20 protein-coding genes and 1 tRNA gene are annotated in these 26,010 nt (G+C 57.6%); 10 read left to right on the forward strand and 11 right to left on the reverse strand.

What is annotated here, in order from left to right; translation table 11 throughout:
• Positions 1–56 precede the first annotated feature (56 nt).
• On the reverse strand, positions 57–2,324 hold the full coding sequence (locus tag N6L27_RS05310; RefSeq protein WP_271906071.1) for a glycosyltransferase family 2 protein: 2,268 nt from the start codon (positions 2,322–2,324) through the stop codon (positions 57–59).
• A 365-nt stretch (positions 2,325–2,689) separates the two neighbouring features.
• On the opposite strand from N6L27_RS05310, the gene N6L27_RS05315 reads away from it, so the two are divergent.
• Positions 2,690–3,868 (forward strand): tyrosine-type recombinase/integrase, encoded by a 1,179-nt coding sequence (locus N6L27_RS05315; RefSeq protein WP_271906072.1) that lies wholly within the window; start codon positions 2,690–2,692, stop codon positions 3,866–3,868.
• A 384-nt stretch (positions 3,869–4,252) separates the two neighbouring features.
• Here N6L27_RS05315 and N6L27_RS05320 read toward each other — a convergent pair whose 3' ends face one another.
• Positions 4,253–5,194, reverse strand: a complete 942-nt coding sequence (locus N6L27_RS05320) for a plasmid recombination protein (RefSeq protein ID WP_271906073.1) — start codon at positions 5,192–5,194, stop codon at positions 4,253–4,255.
• 406 nt (positions 5,195–5,600) lie between these two features.
• Between N6L27_RS05320 and N6L27_RS05325 the strand changes: the two genes are divergently transcribed.
• The 3 genes from N6L27_RS05325 (at position 5,601) to N6L27_RS05335 (ending at position 9,685) form a co-directional block, all read left to right on the forward strand.
• Entirely contained in the window at positions 5,601–6,209 is a 609-nt protein-coding gene (locus N6L27_RS05325; protein WP_271906074.1) for a recombinase family protein, read from the forward strand.
• 222 nt (positions 6,210–6,431) lie between these two features.
• Positions 6,432–8,792 carry a sensor histidine kinase gene (locus N6L27_RS05330; protein WP_271906075.1) on the forward strand — a complete coding sequence of 787 codons (2,361 nt, stop codon included), beginning with the start codon at positions 6,432–6,434 and terminating at the stop codon, positions 8,790–8,792.
• Positions 8,789–9,685, forward strand: a complete 897-nt coding sequence (locus N6L27_RS05335; RefSeq protein ID WP_271906076.1) for a response regulator — start codon at positions 8,789–8,791, stop codon at positions 9,683–9,685. The genes N6L27_RS05330 and N6L27_RS05335 overlap by 4 nt, the downstream gene beginning before the upstream one ends.
• Here the strand turns inward: N6L27_RS05335 and N6L27_RS05340 are convergent.
• Positions 9,645–10,937, reverse strand: a complete 1,293-nt coding sequence (locus N6L27_RS05340) for a DNA cytosine methyltransferase (RefSeq protein WP_271906077.1) — start codon at positions 10,935–10,937, stop codon at positions 9,645–9,647. The two genes, N6L27_RS05335 and N6L27_RS05340, sit on opposite strands and share 41 nt — an antisense overlap.
• A gap of 102 nt (positions 10,938–11,039) precedes the next feature.
• Positions 11,040–12,479, reverse strand: coding sequence for a hypothetical protein (locus N6L27_RS05345; protein WP_271906078.1), 1,440 nt, complete (start codon positions 12,477–12,479; stop codon positions 11,040–11,042).
• A gap of 462 nt (positions 12,480–12,941) precedes the next feature.
• Between N6L27_RS05345 and N6L27_RS05350 the strand changes: the two genes are divergently transcribed.
• The gene (locus N6L27_RS05350) at positions 12,942–13,208 is read left to right on the forward strand and encodes a hypothetical protein (RefSeq protein WP_271906080.1); all 267 of its coding nucleotides are present in this window, start codon (positions 12,942–12,944) and stop codon (positions 13,206–13,208) included.
• An 80-nt stretch (positions 13,209–13,288) separates the two neighbouring features.
• On the opposite strand, the gene N6L27_RS05355 is transcribed toward N6L27_RS05350, so the two are convergent.
• The 3 genes from N6L27_RS05355 to N6L27_RS05365 form a co-directional block, all read right to left on the reverse strand.
• A tRNA-Leu gene (locus N6L27_RS05355) sits at positions 13,289–13,375 on the reverse strand.
• A gap of 170 nt (positions 13,376–13,545) precedes the next feature.
• Positions 13,546–13,692, reverse strand: coding sequence for a hypothetical protein (locus N6L27_RS05360; protein ID WP_271906082.1), 147 nt, complete (start codon positions 13,690–13,692; stop codon positions 13,546–13,548).
• Positions 13,693–13,955: 263 nt separating this feature from the next.
• On the reverse strand, positions 13,956–15,569 hold the full coding sequence (locus tag N6L27_RS05365; RefSeq protein ID WP_271906084.1) for a peptidoglycan-binding domain-containing protein: 1,614 nt from the start codon (positions 15,567–15,569) through the stop codon (positions 13,956–13,958).
• A 96-nt stretch (positions 15,570–15,665) separates the two neighbouring features.
• Between N6L27_RS05365 and lipB the strand changes: the two genes are divergently transcribed.
• Positions 15,666–16,346, forward strand: coding sequence for a lipoyl(octanoyl) transferase LipB (gene lipB / locus N6L27_RS05370; RefSeq protein ID WP_271906260.1), 681 nt, complete (start codon positions 15,666–15,668; stop codon positions 16,344–16,346).
• Positions 16,347–16,348: 2 nt separating this feature from the next.
• On the opposite strand, the gene N6L27_RS05375 is transcribed toward lipB, so the two are convergent.
• Together N6L27_RS05375 and N6L27_RS05380 are read right to left on the reverse strand one after the other, a co-directional pair.
• A complete protein-coding gene (locus tag N6L27_RS05375; protein ID WP_271906086.1) occupies positions 16,349–18,028 on the reverse strand; it encodes an alpha/beta fold hydrolase in 1,680 nt (559 codons plus the stop codon).
• Between the two features lie 375 nt (positions 18,029–18,403).
• Complete coding sequence (locus N6L27_RS05380; protein ID WP_271906088.1) at positions 18,404–18,823, reverse strand: HIT family protein; 420 nt, start codon at positions 18,821–18,823, stop codon at positions 18,404–18,406.
• 234 nt (positions 18,824–19,057) lie between these two features.
• Between N6L27_RS05380 and ctaD the strand changes: the two genes are divergently transcribed.
• Both ctaD and N6L27_RS05390 read left to right on the forward strand, forming a co-directional pair.
• Positions 19,058–20,731 (forward strand): cytochrome c oxidase subunit I, encoded by a 1,674-nt coding sequence (gene ctaD / locus N6L27_RS05385; protein ID WP_271906090.1) that lies wholly within the window; start codon positions 19,058–19,060, stop codon positions 20,729–20,731.
• Between the two features lie 154 nt (positions 20,732–20,885).
• Entirely contained in the window at positions 20,886–21,377 is a 492-nt protein-coding gene (locus N6L27_RS05390) for a DUF2244 domain-containing protein (RefSeq protein ID WP_271906092.1), read from the forward strand.
• Positions 21,378–21,468: 91 nt separating this feature from the next.
• On the opposite strand, the gene N6L27_RS05395 is transcribed toward N6L27_RS05390, so the two are convergent.
• Positions 21,469–21,942 carry a GatB/YqeY domain-containing protein gene (locus N6L27_RS05395; RefSeq protein WP_039184175.1) on the reverse strand — a complete coding sequence of 158 codons (474 nt, stop codon included), beginning with the start codon at positions 21,940–21,942 and terminating at the stop codon, positions 21,469–21,471.
• Positions 21,943–22,124: 182 nt separating this feature from the next.
• Between N6L27_RS05395 and carA the strand changes: the two genes are divergently transcribed.
• A complete protein-coding gene (gene carA, locus N6L27_RS05400; protein ID WP_271906262.1) occupies positions 22,125–23,285 on the forward strand; it encodes a glutamine-hydrolyzing carbamoyl-phosphate synthase small subunit in 1,161 nt (386 codons plus the stop codon).
• Between the two features lie 110 nt (positions 23,286–23,395).
• Complete coding sequence (locus N6L27_RS05405; protein ID WP_271906096.1) at positions 23,396–25,327, forward strand: glycosyltransferase; 1,932 nt, start codon at positions 23,396–23,398, stop codon at positions 25,325–25,327.
• Here the strand turns inward: N6L27_RS05405 and N6L27_RS05410 are convergent.
• A complete protein-coding gene (locus tag N6L27_RS05410) occupies positions 25,287–25,931 on the reverse strand; it encodes a GntR family transcriptional regulator (RefSeq protein ID WP_039184023.1) in 645 nt (214 codons plus the stop codon). The two genes, N6L27_RS05405 and N6L27_RS05410, sit on opposite strands and share 41 nt — an antisense overlap.
• Positions 25,932–26,010 lie beyond the last annotated feature (79 nt).

A 26,010-nucleotide genomic window follows, 5' to 3' on the forward strand; every position in this document is an offset into this window, starting at 1 on the left:
TGGCGCAAATTAGCCTTCGACTCAAAATCCTGTCAAATTGCCCAGGGCCGGAGGCCCTAGTGCGTGGTCTCGCCGCGCGCCACCGTGAACCAGAAATCGCTGCCCGGCTCTTTCTCGGCAACTTCGTCCGGGATCACGCCCGGACCGCTAAGAAAAACATTGGCGCCAAAATGCGCATGCATCCGGGACAGTTTGCACAGCTTTTCGCTGGTCAGGTCACGGAACAGGTTCAGCATGTCATCGCGGGGTTTCAGCTCTTCGATCTTCTCGCGGTGCTTGCGGCAGGAATATTCATGCGCCGCGGCAATCTCCGGATCCGCCAGCAGCCGCGCCATTTCGGCTTCCAGCGCCGGGATCATCCGCTGGATCGAGCGCTCCTCCTCGGCGTTGTTGTTCATGCGGAACCAGTAAGACAAGCCCTGATCGCGGTCGACGTGATTGACCCGGCCGCGGTCGCGCTTGACCAGAAAGCTTTCGGCGCTGCGCACGGCGTAGTGGTTGAGCTGCACCAGGTCATATCCATAGGTGCTCATCGAAGACCGCCAGCCATTGCGGAACATCTCCCGCGGCATGTCCCGGCCGGAGCCGTTGACCCAGCGGATGTCTTCCCACAGCTGCGGCTTCAGCCCCTTAGGCCGGTGCACGCCCAGTTTCTTGAAGATGCCATTGTTGCGGAACAGCGTCTTGAAGCCCCAGGCCTGATGCGGCTTGCGGGTGACCTCATGCGCGCAGCGGGTAAACTCCCGGGTGATCAGACCGCCGCTGAAATCGCGCACGTCGTTGTTGCCGAACAGCCGCCAGGTCATCGAGATCATGTTGGCATCACCTACCGCCTCGAACAGATCCGCCAGCCGCCCTTCACCGCATTTGATGTTGATGAACTCATCCACATCCATGCAGACCAGCCAATCGGCGTTGCGGATCAACGGTTCTTCCTCCGCCGCCTGCAGCGCTGCGTGCTGCGGCTTCAGATCAGTGCCCCGGAACGGGTTTTCGCGGTGCTGCACGATCCCCTTCTCCTGCAGCATCTGCAGCATGGTATCGGTGCCATCGGAACAATCGTTGGTATAGACGAGGAAATCATCCACCCCAATCGCCCGGTGATAGGCCAGCCACTCCAGGATGAACGGCCCCTCGTTCTTCATCGTAGTGACAATCGCGGTTCTCGCCTTGCCGCCAGGGCGCTGAACCGCCTGCTCTTCGGGAATGCGGACCGGTTTGGCGTTGAAATACCCTGTTGCCAGTTCCAGCAGTTCCGGGGTCTCCACCAGGCTTGTTTTCGGCACGATCCTGGAAACCGTATCCGCCGGGTGGCGCAGCGCCATGCAGCGGTAGAACCGGGCGACGTGTTCGGGATCCGGCTCCGCGCCAACCACACGGATCAGGCGCCAGATGCAATTTGCCCCTGCCTTGGCAGGCGCCAAACACCAGCGCGGCCGCAGGCCCGCAGCGTCGAACTGGGTGCAGATATGGTCCGCAAAAGCGGGTTCATCGCCATTGCGCACCCGCCAGGGATAGGCCTGCACCCCGCCCAGGCGCAGGCAGCCGGAAGAGGCGCCCACGGCGCGATCAAACACATTCGGCCCGTCAGACGCAGCCAGCAGGTCGAAGAGATCGATGTTTGCCACCGCACGGGCCCGCGCCAGGAACCGCGCCCGCAGGATCTCGTAGATCAGGAATTCCCCCAGCGGTGCCTGCCAGGGATCCGCGGGCGGGATTTCCATCCGGTCCTTGCCCGGCGCGCCCGGCACGTTGAAAGGATGCGCCTCTGGCGGCAGCCCCGCTTTGCCCAAGGGCAGCTTGGAATGGATGACAACAACCTTGCCCAGCCCCGGGATACTGCCGGCGTGCTCGCTCAGATCCCGGATGAAACGGCGGCTGTCCTGCGGCCACGCCCGGTCAAGGATAACGGCCCCCTGCATGCCGTGCTGAGAGACATGAAAGCGCAGCCAATCCGCGGCCGTTTCAGCATTTTCCCCGTTGCGGACCGCGGCAAGGACATTCTGCCCGGCAAACAGGCCGGTCTCGTCCGGATGGAGCGGTATCGGAAGCTCCTCCCCGTCAGCAGCGAGACTTACCGCACTGCCGGCCGGAACATCCAGAACCGGAGCGCCGCCGAAATTATGCAGCACCGCTTCGGTGCGCGAGGACAAGGCTGCAACGATTTCCCGCGGCGTTCCGGACCGGAAAAACAGCCGGGCCGCGCTTGCTGCCGGACCTGCGATTTGCACAGCATCCAGCAGATCCGCTCCGGCCACTGACAGCGCGCTGAATTCACGTTCAAGGACTTGACCGCTGCACTTCCCGGGATCTGGACTGGACATACTGCTGCTTCACATCGCGATTTTCTTGGCCCCGCCCACAGATGAAGGGGCGGCTTCCTTATACTCTGCGAACCCGGGTGCCGGAACCGTCAAACGCCCCAGGCGGACTGCAAGAGACCGCATGGCTGATATAAGGGCAACAGGCATACCCCCGCAAAACACAGGGCGCCGATATACAGCAAAACATTTCAGGAAGATGATGGTGCGGTCGAGAAGACACACTCACTGTTGCAGCTTGTAGCTAGCCGCCGCAACATCTTTTTATTTTCAATGCATTAGAGTGTGAATTGTTGCTCATAGCTGCGAAGTGCTGCAGAGAAACGCATGCCCAATGTGGGGCTGATTGTGGGGCCAGAAGAGCACGAATGAGCAGAGCAAGACACAAACTAACCGCTACCAAAGTTAAGAATTGGGAAGCAGGAACCATTTACGACGGTGGCGGCTTACAACTTCAAAAGCAATCGAAGAGCCATGGCAGGTGGATCTTCCGTTACAGCTTCTTTGGTAGACGGCGAGATATGGGTCTTGGCACCTACCCCGTTGTTAGCCTTGCCGGAGCCAGAATTTCACGCGACCACTGGGAAGAAGTTAAACTCGCGGATCGCGACCCAATCGAAGTAAGGAACCAGGAGCGCGCAAAACTACTCGAGGATCGGAGCGCCTATGACCCAACATTAGAAGAGGCCGTAACAGCGTGCCTGGAGCACCGCAAGTCCACATTGAAGAAGGGCGGTTTGGCGGGCCGTTGGAGGTCTCCACTGGACATGCATGCCGTGCCTCTGTTGGGAAAAAGGCGTGTTTCAACCCTCACTACAAATGACATAAAACGTGTGATCGAACCACTTTGGGTCGATCATCATCCAACCGCAGAAAAACTGTATCAGAGGTTACGCCTGATATTGAAGCATTGCGTTGCGCACGAAATCAATGTGGATCCAGAAATCGTAGACAAAGCTCTGGGGCAACTGCCAGCAGTGGCTCACCAGACCGAAAGCATCAAAGCCACTCCCTGGCAAGACGTTCCAGCACTCTATCAAAAACTGTCTAAACCCACGTCAAGTCATATGGCTTTACGTCTCTTAATACTTACCGTTGTGCGCGCAGACAGCGTCTGCGGAGCTCGTTTCGAGGAGATTGATGGGAATGTTTGGATTGTGCCTCCTCTGCGAGTGAAGGGCAAAGAAGGTAAAACTGAGGAGTTCCGTGTACCGCTGGCTCTAGAAGCAATGAGGATTGTGGATAATTGCAGCAAGCGCAGCCGGAACAGCTATTTGTTCCCAGGTCATCGAAATAAACCTATTTGCGGCAACGCTTTACTTGAAGCGTTGAACGATCTGGATGAACCCGGTCGACCCCACGGGTTTCGAAGCAGTTTTAAAGATTGGTCGAGGGAGAATCACCCTGGACTGTATGAGATCTCAGAAACCAGCCTTGCTCACAAAATCGGAAATAAAACTGAAAGATCGTACCAAAGATCGGACCTTCTAGAGCCTCGAAGAGCACTGATGAAAGCCTGGGCAGACTACGTGACAGGCAGTAGCTAGATATCTTTGCACTCTTCAGCGCAATAGCTCCATCGACAATAACGTCTCCAGAAATGCCTTCTTTATCTTCCAAGCACACATCACTTACCCAACCAGAGAAATGGAAAAATCATGAAACCTGCATCAGGACGAAAGCCCCGCAAGATTTACAATCGCCCCATACGCGACAGCATACTAATGCGTTGCAGAATAGAACAAAGAGAACCCTTCGCAACAGAGCTCCAGCAGATTTCACAGGAACGTATAAAGATGGCTAAGTTGGGATACCATCAAAGCAGTCTACTCGAGGAAGACCACGACCTTATCGAAGGCCTTAAAGAGCCGGCAGATGGAGACGATGATGAGGATGGAGATGACGGAGCTACTTTTCCACTTAGACCTTAGTCAAAGCTTGGGAGTCGGCACGGTCGGCTCCAGCCCCTTTCCGCTTCTCTTGGTTTGAGATTTCGGTGCAGCCGGCGGGCTCTTTTCCGGTCCGCTCAGAAATTTCTTTAGATATCCAATCTGTGCCTTTAGTCGGCCTGACACTAGCTCACTTAGCGGCCAAATTTCCTTGACTACCTCCTGCATCCAAGAGTTAATCATGGTCTCACGCGCCCTCAGGTCATCTTCCCGCTTTTTGATCTGCCGCCAAACCGCAGTGAGGCGCTTATAGATATCGCCATCCGGTCGAAAATGCCGGGCACGTGTAACTTGGACAGGTCGGCCGCGCTGCACGTCAAAACCTCTAGTTTGGAGTCCATCTGCAGCCCACCGTTGAAGCCTGCTCAGATCATCGGGGCCACCGAATACTTTGTTGTGCGAGACAGCACGGCGCGGCGCGCGTTTCGTTTGTCTCTTTTTTCCCGAGTAGCTTTTTTCGTAAACTGGGATGATGAAGACGGACAAGTGCGGCGTCGTTTCATCCAAATCGAGCCTTGCTGCAACGCACATACCAGGCCAGCGTTTCTGCGCGAGCCCCAGGCACGCTTCTGCCCACGCTTTCGCCTGATCAAGGTCGATTGCCCCGCCAGCGGTCAGAAACAGTGATGGAGAAGCCGTAAACATTACTTCTGTTCCAAAGGCTCCGTTCTTCGCCCTCTTTGCCCTGAGCTGATCTCTGCGTATCTCTAACGCCTCTCTATAGTCAGGACACTCTTCCACCGATTCCAAATCTTGCGTGTCTGGGTCAAAGGACCAATGGCAATTCAAGTGCGTTCGGTCGAGGTCTATTGCCGACTTGCCGAAACTTCTCCGAGCGCGTCGGCCATGTCGGGTGGCGTTACGCGCATCCGCTGCCGTTCGGATTTTCTGCACCCGAACGCAAGAGTAAGGAACTCGTCTCATCCCACATATATTTCTGCGTCAGCGCAAAAAACAATGCGCATTCCAAAAGAAAAATGAAAATCCATAACCTACTATAGATTTTGGGGCCCACCGCTACGCGGGTCCTCCCAAAATCCCGCAACGTTCACCACATGGAGATTATGTCGGTAATACGCCTAGACACTAGTAACACCCCCCCTCTCCAGCAGAAGTTACTTTTCTCACCTCACCTACCAGTCTACAAAAACACAAACATTCACATTACTCCGAAACCCTTACTAACTTTGCAGTTCAATAAGAGTGGACGCCTACACAACAAATCCAGCTCCAAGAAAAAGCCTTCGAACGCGCCAAATTAAGGTGGGCTATACGTCTACTTAACACACTTTCGCATACTTCTAGATTCATACTGAACGGAAGAATTTTTATGTCGAGAACAATTGGATACAGGCGTGTCAGCTCAGAAGATCAAAATTTAGATCGGCAAGACTTAGCTTCATGTGACAGAGTTTTTGAAGAGAAACTTAGTGGCGGTTCCGCAAAAAGACCGGCCTTAGAACGCATGCTTGAGTTCCTATGGACCGGAGATGAAGTCCAGGTTTGGAGCATTGACCGGCTCGCCAGGTCAATGACCGACCTCTTAGCTATTGTACAGCGCATCCACGACGCTGGGGCATCAATTAGGTTCCTCAGTGAGAACCTTTCATTCACGGGCCAACCCGACAAAGACGACCCTATAATGACCTTGCAAATGCATATGCTAGGTGCATTCGCAGAGTTTGAAAGGTCAATCATCCGCAAGAGGCAAAAAGAGGGCATCGAAAAGGCAAGAGCCGCTGGAAAGTACAAGGGACGACAACCTTCAATAAATCGCGATGACGTAAGCCGACGATTAGACCTGGGGCTTCCTGTTAGCCAAATCGCAAGGGAAATGAGCATCTCCAGAACAACCGTATATAGCATAGCAAGGGAGCTTGGCTTTGCACCTGCCCCGCGGATGACGCGAAGAGGTTTTCACAAAAGCACTAGCAGGTAAGAAAACTAGCCTTCCAACGTGCTGGGAGCATGCCGTAGGACAGTTTCGGAACTACAGGGATTGAGATATAAGCTATCAGCGCCCTAAGCCATCTCTCGGGCTTAAGACAACAATGTCTTTCGCCCTCACTTTAGGTAGCACCCGAAAGCTGGTGACTCGCCTTGCCAAGGCGAGAAGAAGCTGCAAGTTTGTCCGGGGCGTTCAACTCAAGGAATACTTCGCGTGTCGACTACACAGCTCAACTTTGATGTAAGCACTGGCTTAAAAAGTGTTCTCGGCAGCGAACTGATCACAGACGATGAAGTAGCAATCTTCGAGCTTGTGAAGAACTCTTTCGATGCCGGCGCTACAGACGTAGGGCTCTACTTCTCGAAGGACAAGATTGTCGTATCGGACAATGGCTCGGGGATGAGCTATGACGACATTCAGAATAAGTGGCTTTTTGTCGCATACTCATCAAAACGCATCAGAAGCAAGGGCAAGGACTTCAGAGACATTGTTGCTGACCGTAAGCACTATGCAGGCAGCAAAGGCATTGGTCGCTTTTCTTCTGACCGGTTAGGCCGCTTTGTCAATCTTCAGACCCGCTCAAAAGACTCGCTTAGTTCAGAGGTTCATGCAGTAACAATTGACTGGGATAAGTTCGACGACGACCATAAACAAAAGTTTGAGAAAATCCCGGTGACCTACGAAGAACGCCCTTCGGCCTTCGAAGTGCCAGAACATCTATTTAGAAGTGACCTTGGCACAGTTATCACAGTAACAACTCTAAGAAAGCCATGGACTAGGGACGCACTAAAGAGCCTGAAGTCAGCGCTAGCGAAGCTAATCAATCCTTTCGGAGCAACGACTGATGACTTTCAGATTACTATGTGGGCACCGGAGGAAATAGAAGCCGACAAGAAAGAGGAAAAACGAGCGCCCAACAAAGATGAATTTAATCCAAATCTCCTTGTAAATGGAAAAGTCGGAAATTTTATCTTCGAAACACTGAAGGAGAAAACCACCTTCATAGAAGTGTATATGGATGAAAAAAATGACCTCATCGAGAGCAAACTTACGGATCGCGGTGAACTCATTTACCACATTCGGGAAGCCAACCCCTACCCCAAGCTAAGAGGATCAGGTTTTCGCTGTCAGATTTTTTTCCTGAACCACTCGGCAAAAATGACATTCGCGCGCAGAGTTGGCGTGCCGTCGGTCCAATTTGGATCGGTCTTCTTGTTTCGAAATGGCTTTCGCGTCTTTCCAATCGGTGAAAGCGGCGATGACTGGTTCGGCATGGAGCGTCGAAAGGGACAAGGTTATGCTAGGTTCCTTGGCAACCGGGATGTGATTGGGCGTCTGGATGTCTCTGGGGATGACGAAGACTTCCAGGAGGCATCTAGCCGAAACTCAGGACTTATTGCAACCGCCGCAGTTCGCGAGCTCCGTGAATGCTTTTGGGAACACTGCTTAAAAAGACTGGAAAAGTATGTCGTACCAGTCACATTCAAGGACAAAGAGGACAAAAATACTAGCGACATCTCTCGCTTATTGACTGATCCAGGCCGCGCTCGCGTGGCCAATGCGGTGGCAAAACTGGTTGACGATGATGGCATTGAACTAATCGGCTACAGTGAACGGCTTATAGGAATTCTGAGTGAACGTTCTGCACAGTTCGAAGCTTCTCTTACAAGTCTAAGAGCCATTGCGAGAAAATCCCAAGACCGGGATTTATTTGCCTCTATTGAACATGCAGAAAGGCGTTTTAAGGAGCTTCGAAAATCCGAGGAAGCAGCCAGGAAACAGGCCGATGAAGAGCGAAAGGCCAAAGAAGCTGCACAAGCAAAAGCCGAAGCTGCTCAACAGAAGGCGGTATTATACTCGGAGCAACTTGAAGAAGAAAAAAAGAGGAACCTGTTTCTCACATCTATTTCAAACCTAGATACCGACACCATTCTCAATCTTCACCATCAAGTAACTATTTACTCCGTTGATATACAGCAAAGAATCGAGAACCTCCTTGTGAGCATTGCGGGTAAAGAGGTAGTCCCCACCTCAGAAATCGTGGATGCATTGGATGGCGTATCTCTTCTAAACCGTAAAATTTCTGGGATTGCGAAGTTTGCAACAAAGGCAAACTTCCGGCTTGAGTCAGAAAAGATTGAGGCAAATCTCGCTGAGTACGTCGAGCAATATGTCAATGATGTTGCTCGTGACTTCCTTGTGGGTCCCTTCACATTGTCAGTTGAGAGAGATGGGGAAGGAGTTGTTCAACGCTTCAAGCCGATTGACGTAGCCGTGATAGTTGACAATTTGATTGCAAACGCCCGAAAGGCCCGTGCGACCAGGGTTGCGTTTGAAATCTCCCACCCTTCCAAATCATCGACACATATTCGTGTGTCTGACAATGGACGAGGATTCAGCAAGACTATAGATGAATTGACGCGAGTTTTTGAGAAGGGTTATACGACCACAGATGGATCAGGCTTGGGACTTTATCATGTCAAACAGGTTCTGGGTGAAATGAACGGTACAATTGAAGCCATGAAGAGCGAAGCGAAGCGTGGCGCAACCTTCTTGATTAGGATTTCGAAGTGAGGCTGGAATTTAACGTACTTTGGGTCGAGGACCAACAAGACCAAGTAATCGCTCAAAAAGAACGCATCTCCACGTTACTACGAAAGGAAGGATTTCGCTTCCAAGTTCAATTTGCAAATAGCGTAGAGCAGGCGTCCAGCTTCCTGAGTGATGACGTCTATGGAGATCACATCGACCTTGTTCTGATGGACTATGATCTTGGCACGGGTAAACGCGGCGATGAGGGCCTCGAAATTGTTCGTCAAGAGTTTCCTTATAAAGACATTGTCTTCTACTCTGGGCAACGTACGGCAGACCTTGCTCAAATGGTTTCAGACAAACACGTTCAAGGGGTCTTTGTTTGCCATCGCCCCGAACTGCCTGACACAGTTCACGGAGTGTTTGAGAATCTGGTTCGCAAAGTCTTGGACATCGACCATGCCAGGGGCATCGTCATGGGAGCAACCAGCGACATTGACAACGTTATAGTTGGCCTCCTTCAAAAACGATTTGACGACAGCCATGGCGAAGAGCAGGCAGCACTTCTTTCCGAGATCCCTAAACGGCTCGATCAAAAAAAGAAGGCCTTTGGGGAGAACCTAGAAACGATCCTTCAAGCCCAGCACCCAAATGACCTTCTGTCGCATCACTCAGTTTTCACGAGCGATGATAGGCTTCGCCTACTAGGCAAGCTGCTTAAAATAACTGGAAAAGATACTGAGAAATTGAAGTCCTTCACAGACTATCGAGAAAATGTTGTTCCGAAAAGAAATGATCTGGCCCATGTTACAGTTAAAGTAGAAGGCTTTTCTCGCAAACTGATTGACAGAAAGGGAATAGAATTCACCTCCGAGCAAATGAACGCACTGCGCCTTAAGCTGCTTGAATTCCAAGAGAAACTGTCGGAGCTTTAACTTCCTTCATTAAATCAGCTTCTTGAAGCAGGGATATTAGAGTTCGCCCCAGAGCTTCCGCCATAATCGGCGGAACAGCATTCGCGACCTGCGTGAATCGGGGCACCTCACTTCTTCTACGCAATCCACCTGAGGTATATTTCCCCCTGAACTCAAACCAGTCTGGAAAACTCTGTAGCCTTGCGTTTTCTCTAACCGTCAAGGTGCGAGGCTCCGAATAATGGATCAAGTCATCGGGCATACTTGTAATGGTCGGAGACGGACTATCGGGGTCCAATACACGGATTGCAGACTTTTTTAAGCCTAGGCTAGCCCTGTATTCAGAAGACAACGAAACATTGAGACGCCCTTCTGCGTGGCATCGTTCGATGATTTTGGAGAACCGCTCGACTATGTGGTCCTGGTGCCGCGCAAGACGTGTGTCAGTGAGCCGTTCGCCAACACCCTCGCGCATAAGCCTTTGGAATGTCGTCTTCGGCTGAATATATGAGATCTCCTGAAATCCCTTACTCTCCTGGCTTGGCACGGTTCCATTTCTAGAAACTTCGAGGTCGGAAATAGCCTCGCGGCTCGTTACCGGAACGCCAGGTATGCCTTTTTCACTCAGGAAAGCCTGCCTTGATTTTTCAAGCGCTACCAGAGGGTTAACTACCCCAGAAGAAACATCCCTGCGGATGCCTACGATGAAAAGCCTCATCCTCCTTTGTGGAACGCCAAAGCGGCTGACATCAATTAGCTCGTGTGAAACATCATAGTCTTCACTCAAGCGTTCGACGATCCAGTTCGCGTAGTTTCTCGTTCCTGACGGTTCAGTAGAGTCCTTGAAATCGCTCGACATTCCCCTGACGTTCTCAATCAGAACCGCCCTAGGCTGGAGAGTCTCGATGAAGCGAAGGTACTGAGACACGAGCTGATTTCGAGGATCGGCAGGGTTTCTCTTACCTGCCGACGAAAACCCCTGACATGGTGGGCCGCCAACAATGAGATCCACACTACCGCTAAGTGAGCCCAGCTTTTGTTGATACTTTTCGTTGACGTCCCCTAAGCAAGCAGCCTCCTTTGGCAACCAATCGGGCCAGTTGTAACCTAGATTACGCTCACCTGATCCCAAGTTGTGCTGAAGAGTTTCAAAAGCGAAATCATCTTTCTCAACTGCAAACAGACCACGAAATCCGGCCTGCATCAGGCCAAGGCTTAGTCCTCCGCATCCTGCAAACAGATCAATAAAACAAGGTTGGTTCGATGATTGCATCTTCCAGTGCCAATATATGCTTTTGAGACCTAGGTACACATTCATCACAGAAGTGCCAGGCAAATTTCAAGTTCAACCATAACTAAAGCCATAGATATCCATCTATGTGTGCTTTGCTGCCGATGCTAAGACACTGTCCTGCGACTTGACGGCCTCCTTGCCCGCCAGAATCTTTGAGATGGCCGCTCTCACGCCCTCACTACAAGTTATCGTGCAATATTGAACGTTACTTCGCCCCAGCATTGCCTCAGAAAGTTGCTGAGCGAATGGCTCCAGAAGCTCTAGAATATCGAACCTGCGTCCAGTGTTCCGCTCCCAAGCCACGACTGCTTCAGATTGAGCCACGTTCAAAACACTAACCGGCTGGCCTTCCATGCAACCTGTCTCACCGAGGGGTTTGAAGCCCTTCACAATCGCCCAAGCTGCAAGTTTGTCGCCCGGGATGGGTACCACATCTGAGATCCCACAAAAAACATTTGCCTGGGTAGTGACGCCGCCCTCTCGCTCACGATCAAGCTTCGGCACATCTGAGCAGATATCGTGAGGTCCCGCTCGAAGTTGCCCACTTACGACTTCAGCACCCTCAGCTCGACCAGTGCCTTTCCCACCCCCCTCCTCCATAGAGAGAAGACGATAGACAATTTGGCCCTTGTGAATAATCCTCCGGGGCTTCTGCCGCTTGCTGTCCGCTTGTTTTCGAAATTCTTGAAATCGGCCTTTGCATCTCAAGAGGCGCTTCTTCTTACCACCAATCATGAACGCTACAAATACTTCTGAGTGATCAGCGGAAGCAATCTGAAAGGCTGCGTGTGACGGCTTTACGCAGTAGTGTGCCGCCGCAGAAAAACTACTCCGAGCCACGCGCTTCAATTCGATGCTTGCCCGCTGGTAGCCGAAACGTTTTGCATGACGAAGAAGGGCGTCCATCATTTTCCCCTCAGCCATGGCACCCGCCTCGACTTTCAGCAATCCGTGAAAATGCAAAAAAAACGTCCTGTCGTCGGCCCGGTAAGGAGTTTCCATTTTCCAGATAACCGGCTCTACAGCGCCTCCTGCCGCCTGCCCCAGCTCTTCTTCGAGGTTTCTTAAGCGGCGAAAGCCTTCGTCGACTGACGCAAACAGCCCATCTATGCTAGTTCGTGATCCCACCGCGGGAACGGTAATCATCCAAAACGTCGCCCCTTGCCTGAACTCCATTTCTGCAAAGCAGTTCAAGAAGCCAGCCAACTTCGAAGCCCCAGACATTGCCACTGATGGCAAATTTTTGTCATTCCGGTAGGAAAACTTGTCTGTAATGGCCAAGAACTCGCCGGGCGGCAAGGGCATTAGAAGCTGGCTCAAGGGCTCACTGCTAGAACGCAACAAGTTGATTCCATGCTTTTGCCCATAGTCAGCGACAACCCAACTCATTTTTCTATAGTTGAGCCCTCCGTCGGAAAGTTTGAAGCCACCCCTAAACTCTGCCTGTTGACCGATCTTTTTTAACTTTGGAAAAACCCATTCCTCAGCAACTTCGCTCGTTACTTTCTCGTTTCTTGCCAATTAGTAATCCTTTCCCTGAACAAAGGATCGACAAGCAGATGAATGGTTGCGCAGCTATCAGCTGCTCCTTCTGCTTCAGGCTCTCGATCCTACTTCAATGCAGCAGCTTCGACTCGCCAAACGAAACTGAAGCCGAAGACAGCCTTGTCGAGGATCTTGCAAATGTTGGTTTCACTGAGTTTAAGTCCTCAACTCCTTGCCAGATCCAACACCTGAGATGAGGCAAGGAAGTCCCTCTTCTCGCGCATACTACGCAGAACAATTCGCCAATGTGGCGCTGCAACAGGTGCCGACAACCTATCCGGTCTGAGCGAAACTTCGCCGATCTCAATGTTGACACACCACTGATTTTATTACATAAATTGCGCACCATCGTGATTCGACTGTATTCACTCGACATGCGCTTGCTGGAGCCAAAGCTCCGAGCGGCGGCTTTCGAGAAACAGGATCAGGACGAAACACTTGCCTCACCAGAACAACATCGAGCTAGAGCAGCCTGTCGACGACAGTGACGTAACCTTCATTCGCGACGCAGCGAAAGAATGGCCTGACTTCAAACCGATTTACGTTCCGCTTATCGAAGCTCCGAAATGGTTTGGGGTTTCCCGCGACACTATTTATCGCGCCAGTAAAGCTGGTGACCTTGAAATCTACAAAGCCGGCAGCCGCTCCATCCTCAAAGTGACGGAAGTTCAAAGATGGGTAGAACGATCTGGAAGAAGCGCTTGACGATTGTGGGGCTGAATGTGGGGACAGCACATTTTCTGCCCCTTTCAACTCAATGAAATCAAGACTTTAAGTCTTGACAATGGTGCGGTCGAGAAGACTCGAACTTCCACTCCGGTTAAGGAACAGCGACCTCAACGCTGCGCGTCTACCAATTCCGCCACGACCGCACTGTCTTAGGCTTGGTGTAGCGGCGTATAGACCAGCCCGGATGCGATGTGAAGCCGAAAATCGTGTTTTTTGCGCAGAATATCGCAGCTGCGGTTTTGGGTTGCCAACTGGCGGAGAACAGCCGGTTTTTCGGGTTACCCTCCAGCTTGCAGAAGATCAAAGGGCGCACTCAGTTGCCCCGGGAAGCCATCCGGCGGCGCAGCACAATCTCGCCTGGCATCTGGTCACAACAGGCGGGGAACTGATCGTGATCCACATATGCTGCCAGATCCTGCACATCCCGGCTTGCCTGCTTGGCCAGCTGGTGCAGGGTCATGCCCGGCCCGCTCAGCCGGGGCAGCCGGACGCAGGCAAAGCGGTTTTTAATCGCAAACCCCTAATGAAACACACCCATAAACTGCATGGGGAGCACATCAAATCATGCTTTGAGGAATATCCGCAGCAAGCGGGTAGCGTCTAAAACCGCACTGCACCAAACAAACACTTGAAAATTCCGGGGGGGGGGGGTGGTGAGGCAGCACTGAAAAGGCCGGCAGAATTGCCGGCCTTCCTATCTTTTCACAATGTCAGCCCTGGCGCTCACTCGCTGTTGAAAGAGGGCAATGCAGCGGCCCCGCCAGAGGCCTGAACCGGCTGCACCCGGCCGCCGGCCAGCTCTGTTGAGGCTGCCCTGATCAGTTCCGCGCGGCCCGGCTGGCCGGGCGCGAACACAGGTTCGGCGCCGCTCTCAAGCGCAATCACCGCCATGCTGTACCATTCCTGCGCCTTCTTCACCGCATTCGGCGCGCCAAAGCCCAGCGCCAGGTGATGGCCGATCAGTTCGGCATAGGGGCGCTGGCCGGTTCCCGCCAGAATCAAGGCTGACCCCAGCGCCACATCCATGTCATCACGCCGGTACCCGGAGAACAGGCAGATCCCGGCCGTATTGGACAGCTGATCCAGCGACATGCCCGATTGCAGGACGAACTTCTGCACATCCCCCATCACTTCACCGCTGCCTGCAGTGCCCAGTTTGGCCAGATAGGGTTTCAGGGCAGGACCAAAAGCATCGCACTGGCTGTCGATCTGCGACTGCGACGCGCCTGCGACCTTGCCAGCCCGGGCTTCGCCCGCATTGATGGCATAGGTGCGGGCCAGGCAGAACTGCTCGCCCAGCGCCAGCTCAGGGTCGTTCATGCTGTCTGCCGTCATGAACCCGCCATTCGAACTGGTCAGCAGGCTCACCTTGCTGCAATAGCTGGTGAGCGATGCGCTCTGCTCCTGCTGGTCAAACAGGGTGATGCCGCCAAGGGCGGCGCTTTCCTGCCCGGCGAACGCCATGACGGTGCTGCGGTTCTGCTGCGCCGCCTGTACCGGTGCTTCTGTTCCCGCATCTGTCATCCGGCACGTGCCCTGGTGGCAGGCAAAGCTGGCCGGGGTGACGCCGCGGGCCAGGAAATCATTGCGCTGGTACCCTTGCGGCGTCGAGGCAAAGACCATCACCGAACAATTGGAGGCCCCGCACCAGAACGAGCTGCCGGAGACCGATGTGTCCAGGACATAGTCGTTGCGCCCGTCCCCGTTCAGGTCGGCAAGCTGCATGAACCCGGTGCGCTGCAGCAGCTGCTCTCCCGTCGGTTCAGAGCTGGCGGCAATCTCATCCACTGCATGGCTGACTTCTGGCGGCAGCCCGCCATAGCCGCCGCTGGCATAGGTGCTGCCCGGAGCACGGATGCCCGCAGCCTCATCCCGCCAGGTGTGCAGCACGCCGCGCACCCCCTGCGGGCCTTGCATCGCCTTGATCACCTGCGGGCCGCCAACCTGGGCCCGGTTATAGGAGCTGACCAGGAAAGTGCGTTCATAAGGCGCCAGGTGGCCGGTGGCCGGGTAGCCCATATGCACCTGATACTGGGTGATCGCCGCGCGCGACCGCCGCCCCAGCACCCCGTCCGGTGTGCCCGCGTTGAAGCCGAAGTAATTGAGCGCAACCTGGGTTTCGCGGTTCTCGGCCCGCGCAGCCGAATAGGTCGGTGCCCGCCGGTAGGTGGTCGCGGCACGGCGGCGCTGCTTATTCTTGTGAACTTCGTTGACGATGACACCGCCGATGACGGCGCCGGCAATGGCGGCCCCCAATTCGTCTGCGGCTGCAGGCCCGGTTACGGATGTCGCCAGAAATGCGGCAGTCAGGGCCGGCTTGAGCGGCTTGGAAAACATGATACTCGCCCCCTATGGATACTCGCTACGGAATCAGGATACTCCACAGGCAGCGTTAGCACCTAGGGTTTTCCCGCCAATTCCGCCGGCAAGCCCCTGACGGGATGGAAAAGGACGGCAGCAGCCATGGTTGAGTGGATCACTTCAGACGGTTTAGTCGATTATGATCAGGCGGTTGCCTTCATGGAGGAGCGCGCCGCCGCCATCGCGGCCGGATCGGCGGAGGAATGCATCTGGCTGGTTGAACATCCGCCGCTTTACACGGCTGGCACCTCGGCCAAGCGTGAAGACCTGACAGATCCCGGGCGTTTCCCGGTCTACGACAGCAAGCGCGGCGGCCAGTATACCTATCACGGGCCGGGCCAGCGCGTGGTCTATGTGATGCTGAATGTCGGCGCGCGCGGGCATGACGTGCGCCGGTTTGTTCAGCAACTGGAGACCTGGGTGATTGCCGCCCTGGATGAATTCAACATCAAAGGCCATATCCGCGAAGGCCGGGTTGGCGTTTGGGTCGAACGCCCGGAAAAACCCCTTACCCTCTCAGGCGGCACCGCCGAGGACAAGATTGCCGCCATTGGCATCCGGCTGCGCAAATGGGTCAGCTTTCACGGCATCTCGATCAACGTCGAGCCGGACCTGGAGCATTTCAACGGCATCGTGCCCTGCGGGATCACCGAATACGGGGTGACCAGTCTCGTGGACCTGGGCCTGCCGGTGACCATGGCCGACGTGGATGTCGCCCTGAGGCGCAGTTTCGAACAGGTCTTCGGAACCTGACCTCAGCCGTCAGAGGCAGATGTGAGATCCTGCAGCGCCGTCAGCACCAGGTCAGGGAAGTGGTATAGCAGCAGCGCCCCCGCATCCTGACTGATGCACAGGCGGGCATCAGGCAACCCTTTCAGCATCTCGCGGACCGCAGAAAGCGGCGAGACATGGTCTTCTCCGCCGTGCACAAAAACTGATCGCGGACCCCGGGCCGGCATGCCTGTCCGGGCCCCTTGCCGCAGCATCTGCACATCAGCCACGAACCCGGTGCCGCCCTGTTCCTGGAACAGCACCTGGCTTTGCTGAAGCAGCTGCAACAGGTCCAGCTGCGCCAGCCTGGCCCGCTCCTTGCTGCCGCTGCGGGTCTGTATATGCAACAGCGTCTTGTGCCCGTACCAGCGCAGAGCAGCCGCCCAGCCCTTCATCAGCGCAGGCAGCATCCAGTTGGCCCGCGTGGCGGCCAGCGCAACCAGCCACGCATAGCCGCTGAGACCGGAAAACTGCCGCGGCGAACTGATGGTGCAGTTTGAGGCCGCAGCCACCAGACCGGCAATCCGGCTGTCCAGGCGGCTGGCTGCGATGAAACCGTATAGCGCCCCGCCGCGATGGCACAGCAGCACCGGACGCTGCAGGTTTTCATGCGCCATCAGCGCAATCAGCTGCTGCACGAAGGCCTCCGCGGGGTCCTCTCCGCGCTTCAGCGGCACCGAACCGCCATAGCCGCGGCGCATCGGCGCATAGACCCTGAAGCCTAAAGTCCGCAACTGCGGCTGCAATCGCTGCAGCGGCGCAATCCCGTCCAGCATGCCATGCACGAAAATCACCGGCTGGCCGGTCTCCGCCCCCAGCCGGAAGTACTGGGAGCGCCGACCGGCACTGTCCTCAAAAGTTTCGGAAGGCGGCAGCACCTCGCCCCGGGACACTGCCAAATCCCGGCTGTGTTCGTTCATCAGAAAGACCGCCAGCCGGATCAGCTCTGCAGGGCCGGGCGCGCCAGCCTGCCCAGCGGCCCGTTCCAGCCTGCCATCCACCTTGCCGCCCGGGCTGTCCGCGGCGTCTTTCAAAGGCTCGAAATCCGTTTCCTCCAGGCCCAGCGCTGCGGCAACAGGGGCAGCCGCCTCCGCTGTCCACACCCCTTCCATCCTCTCCGCCATGACCGCAACAGAAGCATCAGCGCCGCTCAGACGCACCGGACGGCACAGGAACTGCTCGCCCGGGGTGCGGGAGGCCAGCAGCAGAACGTCCCGCCAGGAAAAGGTCCCGCGGCCCACGTTCTCAAGGTACGTTTGCCACAGCTCAGCCGCAGCCTGTGTCAGCCCCAGCGCTGCAGGCAGCGGAACGTTGCCGGTCAATTGGCGCGCAGCCCGCTGCGAGGCGTTCAGAAGGCCGCCATCCGCGCGTGCCTCAGCCAGCAGCCAGAACCGGCTGCAGTTGCCTGAATAGGCACCCGGATGCGGCCGCCCTGCCCGCTGCCACTGCTGCTCCTGGATCTCAGCCGCCCGTGCAAAATGCGCTTGAAGCACAGGGGCCGCCCTGGGCCGGCCTTGCAGCGTTCCGTCCGCCCCAGCCGCGCCAGGGCCGTCCTGCGCACCGGGCGTGAACCGGTCGAATTGCTCCGGCCGGATCATCGTTTCATAAATGGCGGCCACGACCTGGTCCTGCGACAAGGCCTGCCCATGGCACAAGAGTGTCACCCCTGCCCCTCCAATACAGCTTTATGACGTCAAAGAGGCACCGCACCCGGCAAGCACACGGCAAGCGCAGGGGATAGTGCAGGCCTTCTGGCCTGCATGTTTCAGGCAGACTGCCTGTAAACAGAAAATATCCGGCTGATGCCGCCCGGAACCGGGATGGCATGCACTGCCGGCCTGCCCCAATTCTTGGGGTCCCAAACACTTGGGCGCTGCCGCCCTCTCTGACCTACAACCAATTTGCGAAACAGCTATGATCAAATTCAACTAAAATTCAACATTTATTTCAGATGCACGAATTCGCATACCAAAACACCGCCGCTTCAGGCCGCGGCATTTTCACATTTCAAAAGAATCCCCCGGACGGAAAAGGCTGGTCTACGCCAGCGCCGCCCGGATTTTTCCGGCCTGTTCCTGGATCAACTCCATGTCGCCCATGGTTCCCGGCGGACGCAGCCGGTCGCCTTCATGCCGCGGCAGCACATGCATGTGCAGGTGGAACACCTCCTGCCCGCCGGCCGCCTCGTTGAACTGCTGCACGGTGACCCCATCCGCACCGAACGCGGTGATCACCGCCTGCGACAGCTTTTGCACCGTCTGCATCACCGCCGCCAGCTGCGCCGGGCTGGCATCCAGGATATTGCGGCAAGGTGTCTTGGGAATGACCAGCAGATGCCCGTCAGCCCGCGGCATGATATCCATAAAGGCCAGGGTATCGTCATCCTCATAGACGCGGGTCGACGGGATCTCGCCGCGCAGGAGCTTGGCAAAAATATTGTCGGGGTCATAGGCAGGCATGCGTCCAGGCTCCTTGTTCTGGCTTTCCCCGGTTGTGCGCGCGCGCCGCCCTCAGGTCAAGCGCTCTGAACCGGGCAATTCCCAGGGCATTCAAGCCCCTGCGGCAATAAATCTTGATCCAGATCAAACTCCGCCATTGAAGGCCCCGGCAGGCCACACTAAAACTCGCAAGGAATCCAGGCCGCCCGGAGTCCGTCTCCGGGGGCCTTTCGTTATGCAGCAGGAGGCACCTAAATGGCAGACGCAGCCATTCATGGTCACGGCCACGAGGACGAGCGGAGCTTTTTCACCCGCTGGTTCATGAGCACGAACCATAAGGATATCGGCATTCTTTACCTGATCGTTTCGGCGATTGCAGGTCTCATCTCCGTCATCTTCACCGTCTACATGCGGCTGGAGCTGATGGATCCCGGCGTTCAGTACATGTGCCTGGAAGGCGCGCGCCTGTTCGCAGACGCCGCTGCGGAATGTACCCCGAACGGCCACCTCTGGAACGTGATGATCACCGCCCACGGCATCCTGATGATGTTCTTCGTGGTGATTCCGGCCCTGTTCGGCGGTTTCGGCAACTATTTCATGCCGCTGCAGATCGGCGCGCCGGACATGGCGTTCCCGCGGATGAACAACCTGTCGTTCTGGATGTATGTCGCAGGCACCTCGCTGGCGGTCCTCTCGGTTGTCTCCCCGGGCGGCAATGACCAGCTCGGTTCCGGCGTCGGCTGGGTTCTGTACCCGCCGCTGTCCGTGAACGAGGGCGGCTACTCGATGGATCTGGCGATCTTCGCCGTGCACGTCTCGGGCGCCTCCTCGATCCTGGGTGCGATCAACATGATCACCACCTTCCTGAACATGCGTGCCCCGGGCATGACCCTGTTCAAGGTGCCGCTGTTCTCCTGGTCGATCTTCGTCACCTCCTGGCTGATCCTGCTGTCCCTGCCGGTTCTGGCAGGCGCCATCACCATGCTGCTGATGGACCGCAACTTCGGCTTCACCTTCTTTGACGCAGCCGGCGGCGGCGACCCGATCCTGTACCAGCACATCCTGTGGTTCTTCGGCCACCCGGAAGTGTACATCGTGATCCTGCCCGGCTTCGGCATCATCTCCCACGTCATCGCCACCTTCGCACGCAAGCCGGTCTTCGGTTACCTGCCGATGGTCTGGGCGATCATCGCCATCGGCGTGCTGGGCTTTGTCGTCTGGGCGCACCACATGTACACCGTCGGCATGTCGCTGAACCAGCAGGCCTACTTCATGCTGGCCACCATGGTGATCGCGGTACCTACCGGGGTTAAGGTGTTCTCCTGGATCGCCACCATGTGGGGCGGTTCGATCGAGTTCAAAGCTCCGATGATGTTTGCCTTCGGCTTCCTGTTCCTGTTCACCGTCGGCGGTGTGACCGGCGTGGTGCTGAGCCAGGCGGCTGTCGACCGCGCCTACCACGACACCTACTACGTTGTGGCTCACTTCCACTATGTGATGTCGCTTGGTGCGGTGTTTGCGATCTTCTCGGGCATCTACTTCTACTTCGGCAAGATGACCGGCCGCCAGTACAACGAGCTGGGCGCCCAGATCCACTTCTGGATGTTCTTCATCGGCGCCAACCTGACCTTCTTCCCCCAGCACTTCCTGGGCCGTCAGGGCATGCCGCGCCGCTACATCGACTATCCGGAAGGTTTCGCCTACTGGAACAAGATTTCGTCTTACGGCGCGTTCCTGTCCTTTGCATCGTTCCTGCTGTTCTTCGGCGTGGTGATCTATTCGCTGCTGCGCGGCGCCCGCGTCACCCAGAACAACTACTGGAACGAATACGCGGACACACTGGAGTGGACCCTGCCCTCTCCGCCGCCGGAGCACACCTTCGAAATCCTGCCCAAGCAGGAAGACTGGGACCGCTCGCATTCGCACTAAGCGGGTCCGGATCCTGAAATAGAGAAAGGCCCCGGCGCTGATGCTCCGGGGCCTTTTTCATGCCCTCGTGACGGGCTGAACAGCCGCAGTGGACATCCCGTCTTTCCGGCTCATCATTTTAGCAAGAGCCTTTCTTCCCAGCAGGCCCGAACCGATGCCCTATAACTGGACCCGCCCGCAGGCCGGCGCCGAGCGCGAACTGCACCTCTGGCCGCACCAATCGCTGCCGCCCAAAGGCTACGTGCGCTTCATTGGCCTCACTGCCGCTCTGATCTGCGTGCCGCTGGTGCCGCTCCTGGGGTCCTTCCTGCTGTGGGGGCTGCTGCCCTTCCTGCTGCTGGCGCTGTTCGGCATGAAATGGGCGCTGGACCGCAGCCGCCGCGACCACCAGATTCTCGAAGTGCTGACCCTCACCGCCGAGGAAGCCCGGCTGGAACGGATCAATCCGGACGGGGCCCGCCAAAGCTGGCACTGCAACCGCTACTGGACCCGTGTGGAGATGCACGACCATGACGGCCCGGTGCCCCATTACGTCACCCTGCAGGGCGGCGGCCGCGAGGTCGAGATCGGCGCCTTCCTGTCAGAGGAGGAACGGGTCGCGCTCTACAGCGACCTCAAAACCGCCCTGGCTACTGAGCAGACATGAAAAAGGCCCGCGATACGGGCCCTTCTTCTTTGCAAAACACCTGTGCCTCAGGCACCCCGCGCCAGCGCGGTATCAGCCTCACTGCAGCGGATCAGCAATCACCCTTGCTGCAGAGCTGATCCTTGACCATCGGGCCGGCTTTGCCGAAATCCATCTGGCCGGTGTATTTCGCCTTCAGCGCGGCCATCACCTTGCCCATGTCGCGAATCGATTCGGCGCCGGTGTCAGCCACCGCGGCCTTCACTGCCTCCGCAGCTTCCTCATCGCTCAGCTGCTGCGGCAGAAACTCTTCGATCACACTGATCTCGCCCAGTTCCCGCTCCGCCAGGTCCAGCCGTCCGCCTTCCTCATAGGCGCGGGCGCTTTCCTTGCGCTGCTTGGTCATCTTGCCGAGAATGGCTAGGATTTCGCCGTCGCCGATGCTGGTTTCCTCGCCATCGGCACGGGCCGCAATCTCACGGTCCTTGATGGCGGCATTGATCAGCCGCAGCGTGGCCAGCCGGGCGGCGGCCTTGTCTTTCATCGCCTGCTTCAGGGCCTGGTTGACCCGAGTGCGCGTATCCATATGCAAAAGCATCCCCATGGTTGCCGGACACCGATGGTTATCCATTCTGGCGCTTCTGCGCAAGTTTTCAGTAAACTTTCAATTCCGGACCCCGCGTCAGCCTGCCCGCCCCTTGCAGGCTTGACCCGCATGGGCGCTCCCCTTACAAGCCCATGAATTTTACCCGCATGGAGACTCGCGCAATGGCCGCTTCCGCCCCGACCAAGCCCACCGCATGCCTGGCGCTCGCTGATGGCACCGTCTTTTACGGCACCGGTTTCGGCGCGACCGGCGACACCGTGGCCGAGCTCTGCTTCAACACCGCGATGACAGGCTACCAGGAGATCATGACCGACCCCTCCTACGCGGGCCAGATCGTGACCTTCACCTTCCCGCACATCGGCAACACCGGCGTCACCCCGGAAGACGACGAAACCGGCGATCCCGTCGCCGCGGGCATGGTGGTGAAATGGGATCCGACGCTGGCCTCCAACTGGCGCGCCACCGAAGAGCTGAAGGACTGGCTCACCCGCACCGGCCGCATCGCCATCGGCGGCATCGACACCCGCCGCCTGACCCGCGCGATCCGCCAGCAGGGCGCACCGCATGTGGCACTGGCCCATGACCCCGAGGGCAACTTCGACGTCGAGGCGCTGGTCGCCAAGGCACGCGGCTGGTCCGGCCTCGTCGGCCTGGACCTCGCCAAAGACGTGACCTGCGCGCAAAGCTACCGCTGGGATGAAATGCGCTGGGCCTGGCCCGATGGCTATGCCCGCCAGGAAGCCCCCAAGCACAAGGTTGTGGCAATTGACTATGGCGCCAAGCGCAACATCCTGCGCTGCCTGGCCTCGGCCGGCTGCGACGTGACGGTGCTGCCCGCCACTGCAACAGCAGAGGAAGTGCTGGCGCACAACCCCGATGGTGTGTTCCTGTCCAACGGCCCGGGCGACCCGGCTGCCACCGGCGAATATGCGGTGCCGATGATCCAGGACGTGCTGAAAGCGGACCTGCCGGTCTTCGGCATCTGCCTCGGCCACCAGATGCTGGCACTGGCCCTGGGCGCCAAAACCGTCAAGATGAACCACGGCCACCATGGCGCCAACCACCCGGTCAAGGAGCATGCCACCGGCAAGGTGGAGATCACCTCGATGAACCACGGCTTTGCAGTCGATGCGCAAACCCTGCCGGACGGCGTCGAGGAATCGCATGTCTCGCTGTTCGACGGCTCCAACTGCGGCATCCGCATTGCCGGCAAGCCGGTCTTCTCGGTGCAGCACCACCCCGAAGCCAGCCCCGGCCCGCAGGACAGCTTCTACCTGTTCGAGCGCTTTGCAGACGCGATGGCAGAACGTAAATCTGCGTAAAAAACCGGCTGGCCATGCCGCTCTTGCGGCATGGTTAACGCCGCATTTACCAACTCTTAACCCCCTGCCGCCAGCCTGAACGCCTCTGGTTTCAACGTTGCGGGCAGACGATGGGTATTGTGTCACAGCCGCTGCGGCAGTTTCGTCTGCCGCAGCATCGAAAGCCCCCGCAGCAGGGTAAGACCGCCGGCGCTTTGCCGCCGGTCGACAGCAGCAGCATGATGAAAGCGCTGGTGCTGCGCCAGCATCAAGGGGCAGCGCTTGGCCGGGTGCTGGTCGCCGAAGGCCTGGCCAGCGAAGACCGGGTTCAGGACACCTTGTCCTGCCAGTACCGGATGCCCCGCGCGGACCTGTCCGGCCAGGTGGCCAATTCGCGGCTGCTGGCGTGCAAGCCTGCCGCTTTCTGGCTGCGCCACTGCGCTGTTCCCTGGATGCAACTGGGCCGGACCGTCACCTTGGCGGTGGCCCACCCTGACCGGTTTGAAACGCTGCAACGGGAGCTGCAGGGCGATTTCGAACGGATTACGCCTGTTCTGGCCAGTGAAGCGCAAATCACGGCTTTGCTGACGGCCCACTTCAGCCCGGCGCTGGTGCGGCAGGCAAGCTGCAGCGTGCCCCCGCGCCAAAGCTGCCGGACTCTGAGGCCGCCCCGGGGCCGCGCTCTGCTGGCCGCCTTGGCCGTTCCGGCGCTCTATCTGGCCTGGCAGGCACCTGCATTAATTCCCGCCACCCTCAGCGCAGTTGCCCTTTTGACTGTTTTCCTGTTCACCGCTCTCAAACTTTTCGGGCTCGCCTCATACTGGCACGCGCGGGCGGACAGGATATCCGCCGCGCCTGCACCTGCCCCGCCCGCCCGAACCACTTATCCCATGATTTCGATTCTGGTGCCGCTCTACCAGGAGGCGGAGATCAGCCACGCCCTGCTCAGCCGGATCCGGAAACTCAGCTATCCGCGGGCGCAGACAGACGTGATCCTGGTGCTGGAGGAGCACGACAGCGTCACCCGGGCCGCCTTGATCAGCACCCGCCTGCCGCCCTGGATCCGGGTGGTGGAGGTCCCCGCCTTCGGCGGGCTGACCACCAAGCCCCGGGCGATGAACTATGCGCTGAACTTCTGCCGGGGCGACATCATAGGGGTCTGGGACGCAGAAGACGCCCCCCAGACAGACCAGCTCAATCAGGTGGCGCAGGCTTTTGCCTCCGCCGGGGCCCGCACCGCCTGCTTCCAGGGAGTGCTGGACTACTACAATCCGGGCACAAATTGGATTTCCCGCTGCTTCACACTGGAATATGCCAGCTGGTTCCGCATCGTTCTGGACGGCATGGCCCGGCTTGGCCTTGTGGTGCCTCTGGGCGGCACCACCATGTTCGTGCGCCGGACAGTGCTGGAGGAACTGGGCGGCTGGGATGCCCACAACGTCACCGAGGACGCAGATCTGGGCGTCCGGCTGTACCGGGCAGGATACCGCACTGAAATGCTGCCCAGCACCACCTATGAGGAAGCCAATTGGCGCCCCTGGCCCTGGATCAAGCAGCGCTCCCGCTGGCTCAAGGGGTTCATGGTGACCTACCTTGTGCATATGCGCCAGCCGCTGGGGCTGCTGGCCGACTTGGGCTGGAGGCGCTTCCTTGGCTTTCAGGCCTTCTTTCTGGGCACCATCGGGCAGTTTCTGTTTGCCCCCGTTCTATGGTCGTTCTGGCTGTTCACCCTGGGTCTGCCGCACCCGGGCGCAGAGAGCCTGCCGCCGCAGCTGCTGACGCTGGCGGCGGCCACGCTGGTCTTCTTTGAAGGGCTGGGGCTGGTGATCAGCATCACCGCCGCCTTTGCCATGGGACGGCCCTGGCTGGCCGCTTGGGCGCCCGCGATGATCCTCTACTTCCCGATGGGCGCCATCGCCGTCGCCAAGGCCGCGCATGAATTGCTCGTCCGCCCGTTTTTCTGGGACAAGACCGCTCACGGCATAAAACCCGCGGCCCAGCCCCGGCGCTGGCCGTGGCGGGTTATCCCCGCCCGCTGGCGTCCTGCTTCAGCCGGGTCATGAAGGCAATCGAGATGTGCTCCTTCAGCGCCTCGCCTGCCGCGGCCTCGTCGCGGCGGCTGATCGCGTCGACAATGCCCTTGTGCTCCGACTGGGCAATCTCGCTGCGGCCCTCGGCAGCCAGCGAGGTGGTTGCCATCAGCGCCATCGTCCGGTGCACCAGATCCAGCTGCTGCACCAGATAACGGTTGTGCGAGGCCAGGTGAATCTGCTCATGAAACCGCCGGTTGGCCTTGGACAGCGCCGCCGGGTCGCCGATCAGCTTGTCGTCTGACTCGACCATCTCCTTCAGCACCTTGATCTCTTCCTCGGTGGCATGGCGCGCCGCCAGCTGCGCCGCCAGCCCCTCCAGCTCGCGCCGCACCACATAGAGCTCAGCCATCTGGTTGTGGTCCAGCGAAGCGACGATCAGCGACCGCCCGTCGCGCTCCAGCAGCGATTGCGTCTCCAGCCGCTGCAGCGCCTCTCGGATCGGGGTTCGTGATACGCCAAAGCGTTCCGCCAGATCGCTTTCCACCAGCCGGTCGCCCGGCTTGTAGATCCCGGAGTCGATGGCCTCAAGGATCAGCGCATAGGCATCTTTCTGGTTGCTGCGGCTCTGGCTCATGGTCGTCCCTGTCTGTTTTGATCCGACAATCTCTACAGCGCATCCCCCAGCAATCAACCCTGATGGCGCCAACGCGCTG

The organism is Leisingera sp. SS27 (genome assembly GCF_028368855.1).
Classification (GTDB): Bacteria; Pseudomonadota; Alphaproteobacteria; order Rhodobacterales; family Rhodobacteraceae; genus Leisingera.

What these genes read in the sequence shown, in the direction of transcription:
- N6L27_RS05310 (WP_271906071.1), bottom strand. Translation starts at nt 2,324, where the DNA reads ATGTCCAGTCCAGATCCCGGGAAGTGCAGCGGTCAAGTCCTTGAACGT.
- N6L27_RS05315 (WP_271906072.1), top strand. Translation starts at nt 2,690, where the DNA reads ATGAGCAGAGCAAGACACAAACTAACCGCTACCAAAGTTAAGAATTGG.
- N6L27_RS05320 (WP_271906073.1), bottom strand. Translation starts at nt 5,194, where the DNA reads ATGAGACGAGTTCCTTACTCTTGCGTTCGGGTGCAGAAAATCCGAACG.
- N6L27_RS05325 (WP_271906074.1), top strand. Translation starts at nt 5,601, where the DNA reads ATGTCGAGAACAATTGGATACAGGCGTGTCAGCTCAGAAGATCAAAAT.
- N6L27_RS05340 (WP_271906077.1), bottom strand. Translation starts at nt 10,937, where the DNA reads ATGCAATCATCGAACCAACCTTGTTTTATTGATCTGTTTGCAGGATGC.
- N6L27_RS05360 (WP_271906082.1), bottom strand. Translation starts at nt 13,692, where the DNA reads ATGACCCTGCACCAGCTGGCCAAGCAGGCAAGCCGGGATGTGCAGGAT.
- N6L27_RS05365 (WP_271906084.1), bottom strand. Translation starts at nt 15,569, where the DNA reads ATGTTTTCCAAGCCGCTCAAGCCGGCCCTGACTGCCGCATTTCTGGCG.
- N6L27_RS05380 (WP_271906088.1), bottom strand. Translation starts at nt 18,823, where the DNA reads ATGCCTGCCTATGACCCCGACAATATTTTTGCCAAGCTCCTGCGCGGC.
- ctaD (WP_271906090.1), top strand. Translation starts at nt 19,058, where the DNA reads ATGGCAGACGCAGCCATTCATGGTCACGGCCACGAGGACGAGCGGAGC.
- N6L27_RS05390 (WP_271906092.1), top strand. Translation starts at nt 20,886, where the DNA reads ATGCCCTATAACTGGACCCGCCCGCAGGCCGGCGCCGAGCGCGAACTG.
- N6L27_RS05395 (WP_039184175.1), bottom strand. Translation starts at nt 21,942, where the DNA reads ATGGATACGCGCACTCGGGTCAACCAGGCCCTGAAGCAGGCGATGAAA.
- carA (WP_271906262.1), top strand. Translation starts at nt 22,125, where the DNA reads ATGGCCGCTTCCGCCCCGACCAAGCCCACCGCATGCCTGGCGCTCGCT.
- N6L27_RS05405 (WP_271906096.1), top strand. Translation starts at nt 23,396, where the DNA reads ATGGGTATTGTGTCACAGCCGCTGCGGCAGTTTCGTCTGCCGCAGCAT.
- N6L27_RS05410 (WP_039184023.1), bottom strand. Translation starts at nt 25,931, where the DNA reads ATGAGCCAGAGCCGCAGCAACCAGAAAGATGCCTATGCGCTGATCCTT.